18 protein-coding genes are annotated in these 17,910 nt (G+C 71.9%); 11 read left to right on the top strand and 7 right to left on the bottom strand.

Annotated features, from left to right (window positions below; genetic code table 11):
• Positions 1–68: 68 nt before the first annotated feature.
• A complete protein-coding gene (locus ACIRB7_RS30885; RefSeq protein ID WP_403605207.1) occupies positions 69–800 on the bottom strand; it encodes a class III extradiol dioxygenase subunit B-like domain-containing protein in 732 nt (243 codons plus the stop codon).
• Between the two features lie 326 nt (positions 801–1,126).
• A complete protein-coding gene (miaB, locus tag ACIRB7_RS30880) occupies positions 1,127–2,656 on the bottom strand; it encodes a tRNA (N6-isopentenyl adenosine(37)-C2)-methylthiotransferase MiaB (RefSeq protein ID WP_403605205.1) in 1,530 nt (509 codons plus the stop codon).
• A gap of 89 nt (positions 2,657–2,745) precedes the next feature.
• On the opposite strand from miaB, the gene ACIRB7_RS30875 reads away from it, so the two are divergent.
• A complete protein-coding gene (locus ACIRB7_RS30875) occupies positions 2,746–3,744 on the top strand; it encodes a TAXI family TRAP transporter solute-binding subunit (RefSeq protein WP_403605202.1) in 999 nt (332 codons plus the stop codon).
• A gap of 69 nt (positions 3,745–3,813) precedes the next feature.
• Here ACIRB7_RS30875 and ACIRB7_RS30870 read toward each other — a convergent pair whose 3' ends face one another.
• Together ACIRB7_RS30870 and ACIRB7_RS30865 are read right to left on the bottom strand one after the other, a co-directional pair.
• Positions 3,814–5,241 (bottom strand): ATP-binding protein, encoded by a 1,428-nt coding sequence (locus ACIRB7_RS30870; RefSeq protein ID WP_403605199.1) that lies wholly within the window; start codon positions 5,239–5,241, stop codon positions 3,814–3,816.
• Positions 5,242–5,260: 19 nt separating this feature from the next.
• Complete coding sequence (locus tag ACIRB7_RS30865; protein WP_403605196.1) at positions 5,261–5,974, bottom strand: response regulator transcription factor; 714 nt, start codon at positions 5,972–5,974, stop codon at positions 5,261–5,263.
• Between the two features lie 304 nt (positions 5,975–6,278).
• Here ACIRB7_RS30865 and ACIRB7_RS30860 point away from each other — a divergent pair, with 304 nt between their 5' ends.
• The 8 genes from ACIRB7_RS30860 (at position 6,279) to ACIRB7_RS30825 (ending at position 12,823) form a co-directional block, all read left to right on the top strand.
• Positions 6,279–7,076, top strand: coding sequence for an amino acid ABC transporter ATP-binding protein (locus ACIRB7_RS30860; RefSeq protein ID WP_403605193.1), 798 nt, complete (start codon positions 6,279–6,281; stop codon positions 7,074–7,076).
• A 54-nt stretch (positions 7,077–7,130) separates the two neighbouring features.
• A complete protein-coding gene (locus tag ACIRB7_RS30855) occupies positions 7,131–7,952 on the top strand; it encodes a glutamate ABC transporter substrate-binding protein (protein ID WP_403605190.1) in 822 nt (273 codons plus the stop codon).
• Positions 7,953–8,072: 120 nt separating this feature from the next.
• Positions 8,073–8,747, top strand: a complete 675-nt coding sequence (locus ACIRB7_RS30850) for an amino acid ABC transporter permease (protein WP_403605187.1) — start codon at positions 8,073–8,075, stop codon at positions 8,745–8,747.
• Positions 8,744–9,634, top strand: a complete 891-nt coding sequence (locus tag ACIRB7_RS30845; RefSeq protein WP_403605184.1) for an amino acid ABC transporter permease — start codon at positions 8,744–8,746, stop codon at positions 9,632–9,634. Before ACIRB7_RS30850 ends, ACIRB7_RS30845 begins: the two co-directional genes overlap by 4 nt.
• A gap of 193 nt (positions 9,635–9,827) precedes the next feature.
• Entirely contained in the window at positions 9,828–11,561 is a 1,734-nt protein-coding gene (locus ACIRB7_RS30840) for an FAD-dependent monooxygenase (protein ID WP_403605181.1), read from the top strand.
• A 32-nt stretch (positions 11,562–11,593) separates the two neighbouring features.
• Positions 11,594–11,680, top strand: a complete 87-nt coding sequence (locus tag ACIRB7_RS30835; protein WP_341874680.1) for a putative leader peptide — start codon at positions 11,594–11,596, stop codon at positions 11,678–11,680.
• A 175-nt stretch (positions 11,681–11,855) separates the two neighbouring features.
• Positions 11,856–12,419 carry a cysteine dioxygenase gene (locus tag ACIRB7_RS30830; RefSeq protein ID WP_403605178.1) on the top strand — a complete coding sequence of 188 codons (564 nt, stop codon included), beginning with the start codon at positions 11,856–11,858 and terminating at the stop codon, positions 12,417–12,419.
• A complete protein-coding gene (locus tag ACIRB7_RS30825) occupies positions 12,416–12,823 on the top strand; it encodes a rhodanese-like domain-containing protein (protein WP_403605175.1) in 408 nt (135 codons plus the stop codon). Before ACIRB7_RS30830 ends, ACIRB7_RS30825 begins: the two co-directional genes overlap by 4 nt.
• A 256-nt stretch (positions 12,824–13,079) precedes the next feature.
• Here the strand turns inward: ACIRB7_RS30825 and recX are convergent, their stop codons facing one another.
• Both recX and recA read right to left on the bottom strand, forming a co-directional pair.
• Positions 13,080–13,736: a recombination regulator RecX gene (gene recX, locus ACIRB7_RS30820; RefSeq protein ID WP_403605172.1), complete on the bottom strand. Its 657-nt coding sequence runs from the start codon at positions 13,734–13,736 to the stop codon at positions 13,080–13,082.
• Positions 13,654–14,790, bottom strand: coding sequence for a recombinase RecA (gene recA / locus ACIRB7_RS30815; protein ID WP_403605169.1), 1,137 nt, complete (start codon positions 14,788–14,790; stop codon positions 13,654–13,656). Before recA ends, recX begins: the two co-directional genes overlap by 83 nt.
• A 530-nt stretch (positions 14,791–15,320) precedes the next feature.
• Here recA and ACIRB7_RS30810 point away from each other — a divergent pair.
• Positions 15,321–15,761, top strand: a complete 441-nt coding sequence (locus ACIRB7_RS30810; protein ID WP_403605166.1) for a DUF3052 domain-containing protein — start codon at positions 15,321–15,323, stop codon at positions 15,759–15,761.
• Between the two features lie 125 nt (positions 15,762–15,886).
• Positions 15,887–16,351, top strand: coding sequence for a cupin domain-containing protein (locus ACIRB7_RS30805; protein WP_403605163.1), 465 nt, complete (start codon positions 15,887–15,889; stop codon positions 16,349–16,351).
• Between the two features lie 24 nt (positions 16,352–16,375).
• On the opposite strand, the gene ACIRB7_RS30800 is transcribed toward ACIRB7_RS30805, so the two are convergent.
• Positions 16,376–17,893: an IucA/IucC family protein gene (locus ACIRB7_RS30800; RefSeq protein ID WP_403605160.1), complete on the bottom strand. Its 1,518-nt coding sequence runs from the start codon at positions 17,891–17,893 to the stop codon at positions 16,376–16,378.
• Positions 17,894–17,910: the final 17 nt, after the last annotated feature.

Raw genomic sequence — 17,910 nt, 5'->3', positions numbered from 1 at the left:
CGGAGCATCTCGCTCCGCGGCCGTCCGCCGTTCGCCGTTCTCGCGGCTGGCAGTCGTTACGCCGCGGTTCAGGACCAGGCCGCCACGAAGTACCCCACCCCGTACGGGGCGTCCTCGAAGAGCAGCCGACCGTCGAGCCCCGCCCCCTCCGCGGCGCCCGCGAGGACCTGCCAGGGGGCGCGGCCTGCCGCCTTCAGCTCGTACGCGAGCTCCGGGTCCAGGGCGAGCAGCGCGGCCACGTCAGCCGTGCCGAGAGCGCGGGCGGCCTCCGCGTCGAAGCCGGCCGCACGCTCGTCGAGGTAGCCGGGGGCCTTGACGGTCCGGCAGGCGCTGCCGTCCCCCATCACCAGGAGGGCGACCCGGCCGGCGGAGTCGGCGAGCCCGCGGCCGACCCCGGAGCAGACGCCGGGCGTGGCGCCCTCGTCGACGCCGAGACCCTCGATCGGCGCGTCGGCCCATCCGGCCCGGCCGAGGAGCCAGGCTCCGACGGCGAGGGAGGAGGGGAGGGGCCGGTCGTCGGCGGGCGTGTCACCGGCCGCGGCCCCGTCAGCTCCGCCGAGCCGCACGGCGAGGTCGACGCCCAGTCCGGCGAAGGTGCCCGCCGAACCGGCCGGGAAGACGCCGTGGGCGCCCTCGGGGGCGGGGCCGACGACGTACAGCCGGTCGGGGCGGGCCGCGGCCAGCAGCCCGACGGCGTCCGCGCAGGCCGCTCGCGCGGCGTCCAGCTCGGGGGCGGCGCCGGTCGCGACCTCGGGCACGAGGAGCGGCGGGCAAGGGCAGACGGCGGCGGCGACAAGCATGATCCGCAGCCTACTGCGCCGTGCGGACGGAGCCGGTGCGCGACGGAGCCGGTGTTCGAGGGGACCGATGTCCGACCGGACCGGTGCCCGACCGGACCGGTGCCCGACCGGACCGGTGCCCGACCGGACCGGTGCCCGACCGGACCGGTGTCCCACCGGGCCTGTGCTCGGTGGTGCCGCTGTCCTACGGAACCGGTGTCCGACAGCACCCGGCGGCGCCGGCGTACGACGGAACCGGCGTCCGACAATGCCGGGCGTCCGACGGAACCGGTACTAAACGGCTCCGGCGTCCGACGGCGCGCGGGCCGCCACCCGGCGTCCCCGGCTCAGTGGCTTCCGCAGGCCGGGGTCTCGGCTGCCGGGAGTGGGGCCGGGACGCCGATCTTCGGCAGGCCGAGGAGCACGCCCGCCGGCTTCGCGGCCGGCTCGGCGGTGCGCTTCTCCCAGGCGTCACCCGCGCGGGTACGGCGTACCGACGCGACCGGACCCTCGGCGAGCAGGTGGTGCGGGGCGGCGTACGTGATGTCGACGGTCACCACGTCGCCGGGGCGGACGCCCTCGTCCGGCTTGGTGAAGTGGACGAGCCGGTTGTCGGGGGCGCGGCCCGAGAGGCGGTCCGTGGCGCCGTCCTTGCGGCCCTCGCCCTCGGCGACCATGACCTCGAGGGTGCGGCCGACCTGCTTCTTGTTCTCCTCCCAGGAGATCTCCTCCTGGAGGGCGACGAGCCGCATGTAGCGCTCCTGCACGACCGCCTTGGGGATCTGGTCCTCCATGTCGGCCGCCGGGGTCCCGGGGCGCTTGGAGTACTGGAACGTGAAGGCGTTCGCGAAGCGGGCCTCGCGGACGGTGTGCATCGTCTGCTCGAAGTCCTCCTCGGTCTCGCCGGGGAAGCCCACGATGATGTCGGTGGAGATGGCGGCGTGCGGGATGGACGCGCGCACCTTCTCGATGATCCCGAGGAAACGCTCCTGCCGGTACGAGCGCCGCATCGCCCGGAGGATCGAGTCCGAGCCGGACTGGAGCGGCATGTGCAGCTGCGGCATGACGTTCGGCGTCTCGGCCATCGCCGCGATCACGTCGTCGGTGAAGTCGCGGGGGTGCGGGGAGGTGAAGCGGACCCGCTCCAGGCCGTCGATCTGCCCGCAGGCGCGCAGCAGCTTGGAGAACGCCTCGCGGTCGCCGAGGTCCGAACCGTACGCGTTGACGTTCTGGCCGAGCAGGGTGATCTCGGAGACGCCCTCGGCGACCAGTGCCTCGATCTCGGCGAGGATGTCGCCGGGACGGCGGTCCTCCTCCTTGCCGCGCAGGGCCGGGACGATACAGAAGGTGCAGGTGTTGTTGCAGCCGACGGAGATCGAGACCCAGGCGGCGTACGCGGACTCGCGGCGGGTGGGCAGCGTGGAGGGGAAGGCCTCCAGGGATTCGGCGATCTCGATCTGGGCCTCCTCCTGGACGCGGGCGCGCTCCAGGAGGACCGGCAGCTTGCCGATGTTGTGCGTGCCGAAGACGACGTCGACCCAGGGGGCCTTCGTGACGATGGTGTCCCGGTCCTTCTGGGCGAGGCAGCCGCCGACGGCGATCTGCATGCCGGGGCGCGTGGTCTTCATCGGGGCGAGCCGGCCGAGGTTGCCGTACAGCTTGTTGTCGGCGTTCTCGCGGACCGCGCAGGTGTTGAAGACGACGACGTCGGCGTCTCCGTCGGAGCCCTTCGGGGCCTTGACGTAACCCGCCTCTTCCAGCAGACCGGAGAGCCGCTCGGAGTCGTGGACGTTCATCTGGCACCCGTAGGTGCGGATCTCATAGGTCTTCGTGCCGTCAACGCTCACTGCGGTGCTCCGGTCGCTGCTGCTCGTCATGCGTCCAAGGGTAGGCGGTCGGGGGAGGGCCTCCGCCCGGGTCCGTACCGGCCTGGCCAGGGGCGGCGGGGACCTGGCAGGATCGCCGCATGTTCGCCTCCCTGTCCCGTGCCGCCCGCCGCCGTGTCCTGACGGCCGCAGCCGCGCTGCTCGCGGTGTGCGGGATGCTGGTGTGGTGGCTGATGCCGTTCGGCTCGCCCGTACCGAGTGGGTCGGTCACGTTCAGTACGGGCGTCCCCACCGGCGTCTACGAGCGGTACGGGAAGCTGCTCAAGCAGGCCCTCGCCCAGGACCTTCCCGAGGTCTCGATAACGCTGAAGGACAGCGAGGGCTCCCAGCAGAACCTGGCCCGGGTCGCCTCGGGCGAAGCCGACTTCACCGTCGCGACGGCCGACGCGGTGGCCCAGTACCAGCGCGAGCGCAGGCCCGGCTTCGAGCGGCTGCGCGGCTGCGCGCGCCTCTACGACGACTATGTGCAGCTCGTGGTGCGCAAGGGTTCGTCGCTCCAGAAGGTGCAGGACCTCCGGGGTCTCCGCGTCGGCGTCGGCCAGGACGGCTCCGGTGTGCGGCTGATAGCGGACCGGGTCCTCGCGGCGGCGGGCCTCACCCCCGTACGCGACGTCAAGGCGGTGTCGGCGGGCATCGACACCATGCCCGGGCTCCTGGAGCGGGGCGGCCTCGACGCGTTCTTCTGGTCGGGCGGACTGCCCACGCAGGCGGTGCAGGAACTGTCCGAGCGCTACGAGATCCGGCTGCTCCCGCTGGACACGGCCCTGGTCGACCGGCTCCACGACGTCGGCGACTCGACCCGCCACTACCGGTCGGCGAGGATCCCCGCCGACGCGTACGCCAAGGCGCAGGACGGCCAGCCGATCGACACCCTCGCCGTGGCGAACCTCCTGGTCACCACCGTGGAGGCCGACACGGACCTGGTGGAGGGCTTCACGCGTACGGTGATCAGGAGCCGGGACCGGATCGGCAGCAAGGTCCACCCGGCCCAGCTGGTGGACCTGCGGACCGCGGTCTACACCGAACCGCTCACCCTCCACGAGGGCGCCCGGCGCTACTACCGCTCGGTGAAACCGTAACCACGGGGTGAAACCGTAACCACTCGGTGAAACCGTAGAGCCACAGAGCCGCGCCTCTCCTCCCGCTTCCTACCGCTCGCCGAAGTCCCGCTCCCCCGTGTCCAGCGGCGCGTGCCGCGGCACGGTGACCGTCACCCGCAGCCCGTGCGGCTCGTTCGGGGCGAACGTCAGGCTGCCGCCGCCCGCCGTCAGCAGGACACGCGTGATGGACAGGCCGAGCCCCGACCCCTTGACGTTCTGATGCCGCCCGGAGCGCCAGAAGCGGTCGCCCACGCGGGCCAGCTCGTCCTGCGTCAGGCCGGGCCCCTGGTCGGCGACGACGACGGAGACGGTCGCCCCGCCCGGGGACACCGCGACCGTGACGCCGACCTCCTCCCCCGCCGGGGTGAACTTCAGCGCGTTGTCGATCACCGCGTCCAGCGCGCTGGACAGGGCCACCGGATCGGCCCAGGCCGTGACCGCCCCGCACTCCCCGGTGAGCAGGACGCCCTTGTCCTCGGCGACCGGCCGCCAGGACACGACCCGCTCGGCGGTGAGCGCGCCGACATCGACGAGGTGCAGCTCGGCGGCCGCGTGCTCGGCGAGCGCCAGGTCGAGGAGATCGTCGAGGACCTGCGAGAGGCGCTTGCCCTCGGTCCGTACGGAGGCGATCTCCTCGTTGCCCTCGGGGAGTTCCATGGCGAGCAGCTCGATCCGCAGGAGCAGCGCGGCCAGCGGGTTGCGCAGCTGGTGGGAGGCGTCGGCGACGAACGCCCGCTGCTGTTCGAGCGCCTCCTCGACGTTGTCGGCCATCTCGTTGAAGGAGAGCGCGAGCCGCCGCAGTTCGGGCGGTCCGCCGGTCGCGGCGACCCGTGAGTTCATGCGCCCGGTGGCGATGTCATGGGTGACGGAGTCGAGGACGCGGACGGGCCGGAGGACCCAGCCGGTGAGCCGGAAGGCGGCGCCGACGGCGAGCAGCATGGCGGCGGACTCGCCCGCGAAGATCAGCAGCCAGCCGCGCAGGATGCGGGACCGGAGCTGCCCGGTGGGCGAGTCGGTGACGACGACGGCGACGACGTCCCCGTCCCGGACGACCGGGGAGGCGATGGTGAGCCGTGCGTGCGGCTGCCAGGGCCATACCTGGGGCGGGTCGTGGCTGCGGCGCCCGAGGAGCGCCTCGCGGAAGGCGCGGCGGCCCTCACCCTCGTACGGGACGACCCAGTCCTCGGGTGCGGCGGCCATGGCGCGGTTGTTGCGGTAGAAGATCCCGGCGCGGATGCCGTACACGTCGTGGTAGCTGGCGAGTTCGCCGCCGAGGGTGGTGCGCCGCTCGTCGGTGCCCGGGTCGGTCTCGCTGACGAACTGGGCGAGCGCGGCGAAGCGCGCGGCGTCGTCGAGGCGGTCGACGACGACCCGCTGCTGTTCGGAGGCGGCGAGGCTGGCGGCGAGCGGGAAGCCGAGGGCGAGCAGGACGCCGGCCATCAGGATGATGAGCAGCGGGAGGAGGCGGGTGCGCACGGGAGGGGCCGTCCGGCGGTTACGCGGAGGGGGCGACCAGGCGGTAGCCGACGCCCCGCACGGTCTCGATCAGGGCGGGCATCCGCAGCTTGGAGCGCAGGGAGGCGACGTGCACCTCCAGGGTGCGGCCGGTCCCCTCCCAACTGGTGCGCCAGACCTCGCTGATGATCTGTTCGCGGCGGAAGACGACTCCGGGGCGCTGGGCGAGGAGGGCAAGCAGGTCGAACTCCTTGCGGGTGAGGGGGACGCTCTCGCCGTCGACGCTGACCCGGCGGGTGGGCAGCTCGATGGTGACGGAGCCGAGCCGCAGCTGGGTTCCCTCGGCGGGCGTGCCGGTGCCCGCCGTGTCCTCGGTGCCGGAGTTGCGACGGCTGACGGCGTGGATGCGGGCGAGGAGCTCGCCGGGGTCGTAGGGCTTGACGACGTAGTCGTCGGCGCCGAGGTTGAGCCCGTGGATCCGGGAGCGTACGTCGCCGCGCGCGGTCACCATGATCACCGGGGTGGTGGTGAGCTTCCTGATGCGGCCGCAGACCTGGTAGCCGTCCTGGTCGGGGAGGCCGAGGTCGAGCAGGATCACCCCGTAGGAGGGGCGCTCGCCCTGGGCGGTGGGCAGGACGGCCTGGAGCGCCTCCTCGCCGTTGCGGGCGTGGGTGACCGTGAAGCCGTGCTTGGCGAGGATCGCGGAGAGGGCGGCGGCGACGTGGTCGTCGTCCTCGACGAGCAGCAGTCGCATACGTACCTCCTCCGTGGTGATGTGCCGGCTGCGGCTGTACGCGCCGGTAGCGGCTCTCTGTGTACGAGTCTGTGTACCAGGTGGTACCAGGGCATGAACGCCGATCTTCGGGGTCTCAGTCAAGTGTCCCCCTGTGACGCCCGCGTTTCCGTTATGCAGCCGGTACGGCCCGGGGCGCCCCGTGCACACAGTGTGTCCGGTTGAGGCCCGATCGTTATCCTCAATTTCCGCTCAGATGTGATGACGGTCATCACAGTGGGTCTCTAGTGTCCTCCCCAACCGACGAGGACGGAGCAAGAGCCCGATGAGCGGAGAGTCTGTGTCCCAGCCAGTGCCCGGAGGGCCCGAGGACACCCCGCGCGCCGCGGACGACCTGGTCGTACTGTCCGGCGTGAACAAGCACTTCGGCGCACTGCATGTCCTCCAGGACATCGATCTGACGATCAGCCGCGGCGAGGTCGTGGTCGTCATCGGACCGTCCGGGTCCGGCAAGTCGACGCTGTGCCGCACGATCAACCGGCTGGAGAGCACCGACTCCGGCTCCATCACCATCGACGGCAAGCCGCTGCCCGCGGAGGGCAAGGAGCTGGCCCGGCTGCGGTCGGACGTCGGCATGGTGTTCCAGTCGTTCAACCTCTTCGCGCACAAGACGGTGCTCGAGAACGTGATGCTGGGGCAGATCAAGGTCCGCAAGACGGAGAAGAAGGCCGCCGAGACCAAGGCCCGTGCCCTGCTCGACCGGGTCGGGGTCGGCACCCAGGCGGACAAGTACCCGGCTCAGCTCTCCGGCGGTCAGCAGCAGCGCGTGGCGATCGCCCGCGCGCTCGCCATGGACCCGAAGGTCATGCTCTTCGACGAGCCGACCTCCGCGCTCGACCCCGAGATGATCAACGAGGTCTTGGAGGTCATGCAGCAGCTGGCCCGGGACGGCATGACGATGGTGGTCGTCACCCACGAGATGGGCTTCGCGCGCTCCGCGGCCAACCGGGTCGTCTTCATGGCGGACGGTCGCATCGTCGAACAGGCGACGCCCGAGGAGTTCTTCAGCAACCCGCGCAGTGACCGGGCCAAGGACTTCCTCTCCAAGATCCTTCACCACTGAGCGAGTTCGGGCCTATTCTTCCCAACTCACTTCTAGACCAAGGGACATTCCTCGATGAAGCTTCGCCGCACCCCTGCCGCCGCCGCGGCCGCCGTCGTCCTCGCCCTGACCGCCACCGCCTGTGGCGGCGGCTCCGACTCGGGCAGCAACGGTGACAAGATCAACATCGGCATCAAGTTCGACCAGCCGGGCCTGGGTCTCAAGACCCCGGACGGCAAGTACGCCGGCTTCGACGTGGACGTCGCCCGTTACGTCGCCAAGGAGCTCGGCTTCGCCGAGGACAAGATCAACTGGAAGCAGGCGCCGAGCTCCGAGCGCGAGAACCTGATCAAGAACGGTGACGTCAAGTTCGTCGTCGCCAGCTACTCGATCAGCGAGAAGCGCCTCAAGGAGGTCGACTTCGCCGGCCCGTACTTCGTGACCCACCAGGACCTGCTGGTGCGCGCCGACGACAGCTCGATCACCAAGGTCGAGGACCTCAACTCCAAGAAGCTCTGCTCGGTCACGGGCTCGACCTCCGCGCAGAACGTCAAGGACAAGCTGGCCCCCAAGGCCGACCTCCAGCAGCTCGGCGGCTACTCCGAGTGCCTGACCGGCCTGGAGAACAAGGCCGTCGACGCCCTGACCACGGACGCCTCCATCCTCGCGGGCTACGCCGCGCAGAAGGAGCACCAGGGCAAGTTCAAGCTCGCCGGCCTCTCCATGAGCGACGAGAACTACGGCATCGGCCTCAAGAAGGGCGACGCCGAGCTCAAGGGCAAGATCAACAAGGCCCTGGAGAAGATGGTCTCCGACGGCAGCTGGGACAAGCTCGTCAAGCAGCACTTCGGCCCGTCGGGCTACAAGAACGACCCCGCGCCGAAGATCGCCGGCTGACCCGTCCCACCCGGTCCGTGACGGCCGCCCCGCTCGGCGGCGGCCGTCGCACCGGCACCGGCCGCTGCCCACGCACCGGCCTCCACACCGACCGACCACCAGGGGAGAGCGCGGGGCATCGTGTTCGACTTTCTTGATTCCGGGCAGTACGACCTGCTCGGCGCCTTCTGGGTGACGGCGAAGCTCGCGCTCTACTCGGCGATCGGCTCCCTGATCTGGGGCACCGCCCTCGCCGCCATGCGAGTCAGCCCGGTACCCCTCATGCGGGGCTTCGGCACCACATACGTGAACCTCGTCCGGAACACGCCACTGACCGTCGTCATCGTGGCCTGCTCCTTCGGCCTCAACCAGACCCTCGGCATCAAGCTGGGCGGCGGCAGCTTCGAGGACATCGGCTTCCGGCTCGCGGTCCTCGGACTCATCGCGTACACCGGCACCTTCGTCTGCGAGGCGCTGCGCTCGGGCATCAACACCGTGCCGCCCGGTCAGGCCGAGGCCGCCCGTGCGCTGGGCCTGAACTTCGTCCAGGTCCTGACCCTGATCGTCCTCCCGCAGGCGTTCCGCGCGGCGGTGACCCCGCTCGCCAACGTCCTCATCGCCCTCACGAAGAACACCACCGTGGCGGCTGCCATCGGCGCCGCGGAGGCGGCTGTCCTGATGAAGGCGATGATCGAGAACGAGGCCGACGCGCTCTTCGCCGTCTTCGCCGTCTTCGCCTTCGGGTTCATCGTTCTCACCCTCCCCACCGGCCTGTTCCTCGGCTGGGCGGCCAAGCGACTGGCGGTGAAGCGATGAGTTCCGTCCTGTACGACACCCCGGGACCGCGCGCCAAGCGGCGCAACGTCCTCTTCACGATCGGCTTCCTCGCGGTCCTCGCTCTGGTGGCGTGGTGGGTCCTCGTGGCCCTCAACGACAAGAACCAGCTGGCCGCGGACAAGTGGAGTCCGTTCGTCACCGACGCCCGGGTCTGGACGACCTACCTGCTGCCCGGTCTGACGGAGACCCTCAAGGCCGCCGCGCTGTCCATCCTGATCGCGCTGCCCCTCGGAGCCCTCCTCGGCATCGGCCGACTCTCCGACCACCGCTGGGTGCGGGTCCCCGTGGGCGCGGTCGTGGAGTTCTTCCGCGCCATCCCGGTGCTGCTCCTGATGATGTTCGCGGCCGCCCTGTACCGCGAGTTCACGACCGTCAGCTCCGACTTCCGCCCGCTGTACGCGGTCGTCACCGGCCTGGTGCTCTACAACGCCTCGGTGATCGCCGAGATCGTCCGGGCCGGTGTCCTCTCGCTGCCGCGCGGCCAGGGCGACGCGGCCGAGGCGCTCGGTATGCGCAAGGGCCAGACCATGATGTACGTCCTGCTCCCGCAGGCCGTCACCGTCATGCTCCCCGCCCTGGTCAGCCAGCTCGTCGTGATCGTCAAGGACACCGCACTCGGCGGCGCGCTGCTCGGGTTCCCGGAGCTGCTCAGCCAGAACCGGCAGATCACGGCCAACTACGGCGCCAACACCATCGCCACCTTCACCGTCATCGCGCTGATCTTCATCGCCGTCAACGCGATCGTCACCTGGCTCGCCGCCCGTCTGGAGATGCGCCTCCGCCAGGGCAAGAAGTCCGCCGCGGTGGCCATCCCGGCACAGGGCGGACCCACCGACGTGAAGAGCGACGCCGTCAGCGGCGCCTGACCCCTCCCGGGGTCCGTGGGACAGCAGGGGTGGGCCGGAGCGGTACCGACTTCAGGTCGGCCGCACCGCGCCCACCCCGTCGCTTGACGCAAGCACCCTCAGTGGGTTGCATACGGTCTGTGATCAAGCACCGGGCTCGTGCCACACTCAGCTGTGCTGCCCCCATGACCGTACGGCCTTCAGGAGCCGCGCCGTGGACCCGGTGATCATCGTGGGCGCGGGGCCGGTAGGTCTCGCGCTCTCCCTCGCGCTCGCCGCGCAGGGCGTGCCCAGCGTCGTCCTCGACGAGGGCTCCGGCAAGGACGAGCCGCGCCCCGCCCGGAGCGTCGTCCTGCGCGCCGACATGGCCGCCATGGTCGAGCGGCTCGGCTGCACCACCCTCCGTGACGAGGGTGTCCGCTGGGTCGGCTGGCGCGGTATGCGCCGCCGCCAGCAGGTGCGACACCTCGAACTCGACCTGGGGCTCGGCGGTACGGAGGAGTGGTCCGAGGACCCCGCCTCGCCCTCCGCCCCGGCCGCGCCGCTGCACATCCCCCAGCACGCCCTCGCGCGCGGACTGCGCGACGCCATCGCCCACCAGAAGCTCGTCAAGGTCGTCACCGAGGCCCGGCTCGACACCATCGAGCAGGACCGCGACGGGGTCGTCGCCCACACCCGGGGGCCGGAGGGCACCTGGTGGCGCGGCAGCCACCTCGTCGGCTGCGACGGAGCCCGCTCGACCGTACGCAAGCTCCTCGGGATCCGCTTCCCCGGCCGTACAGCGGTGGAACGGCACGCCGTCGCCGCCCTGCGCACCGAACTTCCCTGGCCCGGCGAGGCCCTGCTGCACCGGCAGCCGCCGTGGCGGGGCGCCGCAGACGAGATCACCGCCCGCCCGCTGCCCGACGGGGTGTGGCGAATCGACTGGCTGCTGCCGCCCCGCGGCGACCTCGTCACCCCGGACGCGCTGGTCGCCCGGATCCGCGAGACCCTGGCCGGCTGGTGCGACGGGGTGACACCTCCGTACGAACTCATCGACACCGGCGTGCACACCCTGCACCACCGGCTGGCCCGCCGCTGGCGGGTCGACCGGGTCCTCCTCGCCGGGGACGCGGCCCATCTGCTCGGCGCGGTCGGCACCCAGGGCCTCGACGAGGGGCTCAGGGACGTCGACAACCTCGCCTGGAAGCTCGCCCACACCTGGCACCACGGCGCCCCGGAGCGGCTGCTCGACAGTTACCAGAGCGAGCGGCGCTCGGCCGTCGCCCATCGGCTGCGGGCGGCGGACCAGTCGCTGCCGGTCCTGCGCGGCGGCGGAGGGCTGCGGACCTACCTCCCCGGCACGGGGCGCGGCCACGACGCCCTGCTGACCGACGGCCATGTGGGGCGCGGCCCGCTCGGCGCGCCCCCCGCCTACCCGCACTCCCCCCTCGCGGCTCCGTACACCGAGGGCCGGGCCCCCGTGGGCACCCCGGTGGGCGCCCCGGTCGAGGACGTCCGCGTGACCGCCCCGGACGGCTCGACCGTACGGCTCAGGGACCGGCTCGGCCAGGGCCGCCTCCTGGTGCTCCTGGTCGCACCCGGCACCGGGGTGTGGGACCGGCGCCACTGGCAAGGGGCGGGGATCATGCCCCGGCTCGACGAGGCGGTCCGCGCGCTCCCGGCGAAGGCGGAGATCCTGGTGACCGAGGCGTACCCGGGCGCTCCGGCCCACGCGGTCCTGCTCGTACGGCCCGACGGGCACCTCGTCGCCGCCTTCTCCGGGGTCCGCCCCGAGGAGCTGTACGCGGCGGCGGACGCGGCCCGCGGCGGTACGGCGACGGACGAGGTGAACGACGAGTCCCCGGGCGACGAGCCGAGTGACGAGTCGGGCACCGGGGTGGAAGCCGAGGTTCCCGCCTCGGTGCCCGCGGCCGCGAAGGGTGACCGCACGGCGGACATGCATTGATTCCCGCGGGCGCGCATGGTGTACTCCGGAGCGTGACCGACACCGATGTGCGCCTGTGGCGGAGGGTCCATATGGACCTCGTCCGCTATGCGGGCTGCGTGTGTCGCCCGTCCCGCTGATCTCGCCTTTCCCTCAGCGCGCCTCGCAGCCGACGTACGCACATCCGTCTCCGCACGTCCGAGTACGTGTCCGCGTACGAGCACATGTACTCGCGCACATACGCGTACACGTACGTATCCGTGTACGTCCGGGTGCCGTCGCGCGCGCTCTCCGCGAACCTCAGGACGGTCATCCGTGTCTCCACGCCCTCCCGCGCCCACCCCGTCGCCCGCCCCGGCTTCTCCCGCCACTCCGACTCCCTCCCACCCGCCGACGGCCGCCGATCTGCTCGACTTCGTCCGGCGTACGGCGGCGAACCAGGAACTGGTCGACTCCCTGCCGCTCGACCCCGAGGGCCGCACCTGGGTGCGGCTCGAAGGCCCCGGCGGCAGCGAGGCCTGGCTCATCGGCTGGCCGCCCGGCACCGGTACCGGCTGGCACGATCACGCCGAGTCCCTGGGCGCCTTCGCCACCGCGCGCGGCACGCTGACCGAGAACGCGCTCGCCGTCCGGTTGCCGGCAAGCGGCTGGAAGACCCTGGAACTCGCCGACGGCCTCGACCGCTCCCGCCGCCTCGGGCAGGGCGGGGGCCGCGCCTTCGGAACCCACCATGTGCACGAGGTGCTCAACGAGTCCCCGGACACCCACGCGGTGTCCGTGCACGCCTACTATCCGCCGCTCCCGCTGATCCGGCGGTTCAGCCGGGCGGGTGCGGTGCTCCGTCTTGAGCAGGTCGAGCGTCCGGAGGACTGGCAGTGAGCGACGAACGCGTGGGCATCGACGAGCTGTTGGAGCGGGTCAGGTCGGGCCTCGACCGGATCGGCGCCCGGGCCGCCCATGAGGCGTACGAGGCGGGTGACGCGCTCCTGGTGGACACGCGCTACGCGGCCCTGCGCGAACGGGACGGGCTGATCCCGGGCGCGCTGGTGGTGGAGCGCAACGAACTGGAGTGGCGGCTCGACCCCCAGGGCAGCCATCGGGCGCCGGATGCGGTCAGCCACGAGCTGCGGGTGGTGGTCCTCTGCAACGAGGGTTACGCCTCCTCCCTCGCGGCCGAATCACTGCGCCGGCTGGGTCTTCACCGGGCGACCGACGTGATCGGCGGCTTCCAGGCATGGAAGGCCGAGGGTCTCCCGGTACTTCCCCCGACCACGGGCGACTGAGACACGGCGCCGGCCCGAGCCAACGGACGCGCCGGCAGGCAGGCAGGCAGGCAGGACCGCAACGGACGGAAGGATCGAACCGGACGCCTGGAGCCGAACCGGACGAGCAGGACCGCGTCGGACACCCGGGCCGCGCCGGACACCCCGGACGCCCCGGACACTCCGGACCCCGCCGGGCACCCCGAGCCGAACCGGCCGCCCCGGCCGCCCCGGACCGGACGACGGACCCCTCCTGACCCCTCCCCCCCGAGGGGGGTCAGAAGGACTCCTCGCCCAGCCCGTCCGTGTCCTCGCCCTCGGCCTCCAGCGCCTGGCGGACGACGCGGAGGGCCATGCCCTCGGGATACCCCTTGCGGGCGAGCATCCCGGCGAGCCGGCGCAGTCGGCGGTCGCGGTCGAGACCGCGGGTGGCGCGCAGCTTGCGGGCCACGAGCTCCCGCGCCGTGGCCTCCTCCCGCTCGGAGTCGAGCTGCTCAACCGCCTCCTGGATGAGGGTCGGCTCGACGCCCTTGGTCCGCAGCTCGCGGGCGAGGGCCCGGCGGGCGAGGCCCCGGCCGTGGTGGCGGGACTCCACCCAGGCCCCCGCGAAGGCGGCGTCGTCGATGAGCCCGACGTCCTCGAAGCGGGAGAGGACCTCCTCCGCCACCTCGTCGGGGATCTCCCGCTTGCGCAGCGCGTCGGCGAGCTGCTTGCGCGTGCGGGGGGTCCCGGTGAGCAGGCGCAGACAGATCGCCCGCGCCCGCTCAGCCGGATCCTGGGGCGACAGCTCCTTCTCGGCCCTCGACGAGTCGGGGCTGTCACCCGGCCATTCGGTGCGACCGGTCACCGGTTCAGCTCTTGACCGCGGTGGCCTTGGTCGCCTTCGCGGTCTTGCTCGCGGGTGCCGGGACGCTCTTGGCGGCGTCGTCCGCACCGGCCGCGTCCGCGGCGGGCGCCGCGTCCGTCGCCGGCTCGGTCTTCGCGGCCTCGGGCCGGACGCCGACGCCCAGCTTCTCCTTGATCTTCTTCTCGATCTCGTCGGCGAGGTCGGGGTTGTCCTTCAGGAAGTTACGGGCGTTCTCCTTGCCCTGGCCGAGCTGGTCGCCCTCGTACGTGTACCAGGCGCCGGCCTTGCGCACGAAGCCGTGCTCCACGCCCATGTCGATCAGACCGCCCTCGCGGCTGATGCCCTGGCCGTAGAGGATGTCGAACTCGGCCTGCTTGAACGGGGGCGCGACCTTGTTCTTGACGACCTTGACGCGGGTGCGGTTGCCGACCGCGTCCGTGCCGTCCTTGAGGGTCTCGATACGACGGATGTCGAGGCGCACCGAGGCGTAGAACTTCAGGGCGCGGCCACCGGTCGTGGTCTCCGGCGAGCCGAACATCACGCCGATCTTCTCTCGGAGCTGGTTGATGAAGATCGCGGTGGTCTTGGACTGGTTGAGCGCGCTGGTGATCTTCCGGAGCGCCTGGCTCATCAGACGGGCCTGGAGACCGACGTGCGAGTCGCCCATCTCACCCTCGATCTCCGCACGCGGGACGAGCGCGGCGACGGAGTCGATGACGATCAGGTCGAGGGCGCCGGAGCGGACCAGCATGTCGACGATCTCGAGGGCCTGCTCGCCGTTGTCCGGCTGGGACAGGATGAGGTTGTCGATGTCGACGCCGAGCTTCTTGGCGTACTCGGGGTCGAGCGCGTGCTCGGCGTCCACGAAGGCCACCTGGCCGCCGGCCTTCTGGGCGTTGGCGACGGCGTGCAGGGTCAGGGTCGTCTTGCCGGAGGACTCCGGTCCGTAGACCTCCACGACACGGCCGCGCGGCAGGCCACCGACGCCGAGGGCGATGTCGAGCGCGGTCGACCCGGTGGAGATCACCTCGATCGGCTCCATGGTGCGGTCGCCCATGCGCATCACGGCGCCCTTGCCGAATTGGCGTTCAATCTGTGCGAGCGCGGCGTCGAGCGCCTTCTCGCGGTCGGTTCCTGCCATGGGTTCCACCCGGTTTGCTTGAGTCGATCGCTTCATGTGAAAGACGCTAACCCCTGCCACTGACAATGGGCCCCGACGTCCCCTCCAGCCTGTGGACAACTCGCCGGCAAGCCGACGACGAGCCCGCGATTCCAGGGGCCGGACTTCCATGAGAATGGATGTTCGATTTCACTGTCAAGCGAGCCCCGCCGTCCACTCCCCGAGCAGGCGACCCCGGCCGCGACCGGGGTCCCGACGGGGACCGACTGCACATCAAGAGGCGTGGTGAGCCTGGGGGCGCCGGTGGCGTCGCGCGCCGTCCTCTCCGTTGTCGCGCGCGGCGGGTAACCGTCCCGCCACCCAGAGTGGCAGACGGTTGTGACGCCCTGCCGCAAAACGCGGAGAGCCAGGCGCCGAGCGCATGAAACCCGTACGTGGCCCAGGACAGCGGGCCGCAGTCACTCTCGACGCGCCGCAGGCACTCCGCCATGGTGGTCGACGACCGAGTCCCACGCGCCGGTCGCGATGGGCGGGGCGGACCGAGGAGTGTCATGACGACGCCGGAGAACACCGCGGAGAAGTTGGGCTTCAAGGCCGGGCAGGTGGTGTACGAACTCGGCTGGGACAACGACGCGCACGACGACCTGCGGGACGGCATCCGGCAGGTGACGGGACGCGAGGTGCTCGACGAGGACGCGGGCGAGATCGCCGACATGGTCGTCCTGTGGTGGCGCGAAGCTGACGGTTACCTGCCCGATGTCCTGACGGACGCCATCGCTCCGACGACGGACGACGGGGTGATCTGGATCCTCACCCCGATGACCGGCAAGCCCGGCCACGTCGAACCCGACGAGATCGGCGAGGCCGTCGCGATGGCGGGACTCGCCCTCACGTCGAGCTCGGACGCCGTCGGCGGCTGGAGGGGGTACCGACTGACGCGACCCCACACGGCCCACGCCGAGTCGGTCGGGGGTGAGCACCACGCCCCGTGATCGCGGCAGTGGTCGGCGGAATCCCGGCCATCCCCGCTTTGCCGGAACGGCAAGAACAATTGCCCCTCCCGGTGCGGGAGTTGCAACCTGGTCCGGTCAAGGCGACCGCAACCGGGAGGTACACGATGACGACCCATGAAGGCTCCGGACCCGCGCCGGGCTCCGGTGCTCGCACGCCGGTCAACAACCGCGTCCACCGCGTCGGCTCCGGCGATCTTGACGGATTCGCCGCCATCAGCGGAGGCACGGTCGGCTCGAAGAGGCTCTGGATGGGGTTGGTGGAGAACCCGCCGCTGAGCTCCACGGACAACCACCACCACGGCGATTCGGAGGCCGGGATCTACGTGGTCAGCGGTCACCCCGTGTTCGTCTTCCACGACGGCACACAGGAGGTACGGCTCCCCGGCGGCCCGGGTGACTTCTTCCTCGTCCCCCCGTTCGTCCCGCACCGGGAGGAGAACCCCGACCCGAACGAGCCCGCGGTCGTCGTGATCGCTCGGACCACCCAGGAGCCGGTCAAGGTCTCCGTACCCGCGCTGTACCGCCTCGAAGAGACGGCGGGCACACCGTCGAACCGGTCGACGCCGTAGGGACCGAAGGGCGCCTCCCGGTCCTCACGATCGCCTCGCCGGCGCGGGGTGCGGAAGTGCCGTCCACAGGTCCCCGCCGCCATCCGGGTCCGGGTCAAGTCGCATCAGGGTGAGCGCCTTCGCCGGGAGCGGCTCCGTCCGCAGGACGTGCAGGTCCGGGGTGGGGGCGAGGTCCCGGGTGGCCGCCTCCAGGACGGCGCCGAGGGTCGGCGCGTCGCCGGCCAGCGGGCCGAGCGCCCCCGTGACCAGACTGCCGAGGACCTTGCGGCGCAGCGCGGCCGGGTCGTCGTTCAGGAGTCGGCCGCTCAGCGGCGGGGCCGGGATGCCGTGCCGGGCCAGGCGGGCGGGGCTGATGCGGATGTCGGCGAGGTCCCGGTAGACGAGACGCTTCGTCCGGCCGTCGGCGTCGACGACGGCGAGCAGGTTCTGACCGTGCGCCTCCAGAGCCACGCCGAGGTCGAGCAGGTCCAGGCAGGCACCGAGGGCGAGGCGCGCGAACTCCACGACCCGGCCGAGCCGTTCGTCCGGCGCGTGGTGCGCGAGGAGCGCGGGAAGGACGGCGGCCGGTACGACCCGCTCCCCGGCCGCCGTATCCGCGTGGACGTGCGGTGACTCGCGCAGGAGCGCCGCCAGGTCGGCGTTTCCCGCCCCCGCCACCGCGAGCGTCCGCGCGATGCGCAGCCGCCCGTCGAGTCGGCGTACGAGATGCTCGACGAAGCCGGACGTCGCCACGGCGTGGGTGACGGTGTACGCCGAGATGTCCCGCACGGTCGAGGTGAGCCGCGTGCTCAGCGACGTCTTGACGTGCGTGTCCCCGCCGATGTCGAGCGTACGCAGCGACAGGAGCGGGTGCGCGGAAGGGCCGGGTCGCAGCGGCAGGCCGGTCAGGACGTGCTCGGCCTGCCAGGGGTGGACGGGGATCAGCACGGCGGTGCCGTCGCGCAGCTCTCCGGGCCACTCCCCCGACACCGCCGCGCCCTCCACCGCGGCCAGCCGCAGGTCGACCACGGGCCGGTGCTCGGGTGCGTACGCCAGCTGCTCGGCGGCGGAGAAACCGGGCCGGGAGCGGCAGCCCGGGTGGTACGGATGCCCGTCGGTCTCCGTCTGCTCCCACTCCCAGGGGTGGGCCGGCGGGGCCGCTCGCCGGGGCGCCGTGCGCGAGAGGGCCAGCGACGCGACGCTGTGATCGAGTTCGGCGGCCAGTCGACCGCCTCTCGGCACGGCCAGGGCGGCCACCAGTTCAGCCGGATGGTCGTACCGGACCCCGTCCAGGTCGAGCCCGGTCACCGAGGCCGCCGTCGCCCACGGATCGGAGAGCGGACCGCGCAGCCGCCGCCCGTCGTCCAGGCGGAGGGTGACGCCTTCGCGGTCGGTCGTGCGCGCGGCGACCCAGGGCAGCGGCTCGTGGACGAGGCCGCGCCACAGCCGGGTCAGCACGGCCGCCCGGGCGCCGGGAAGCCCCGCGGCGTACGCGTCCGTGAGCCCGGGCCGGACCGGCTCAAGCTCGGCGGCGAGGGTCCGCTCCGCGGCGGTTCGGCACATGCGGATGTTCTATCGCA

Origin of the sequence: Streptomyces sp. NPDC093795 (genome assembly GCF_044764665.1) — a bacterium.
In the GTDB taxonomy this organism is placed as follows: domain Bacteria; phylum Actinomycetota; class Actinomycetes; order Streptomycetales; family Streptomycetaceae; genus Streptomyces.
This window is presented reverse-complemented; position numbering and strand designations above follow the sequence as displayed.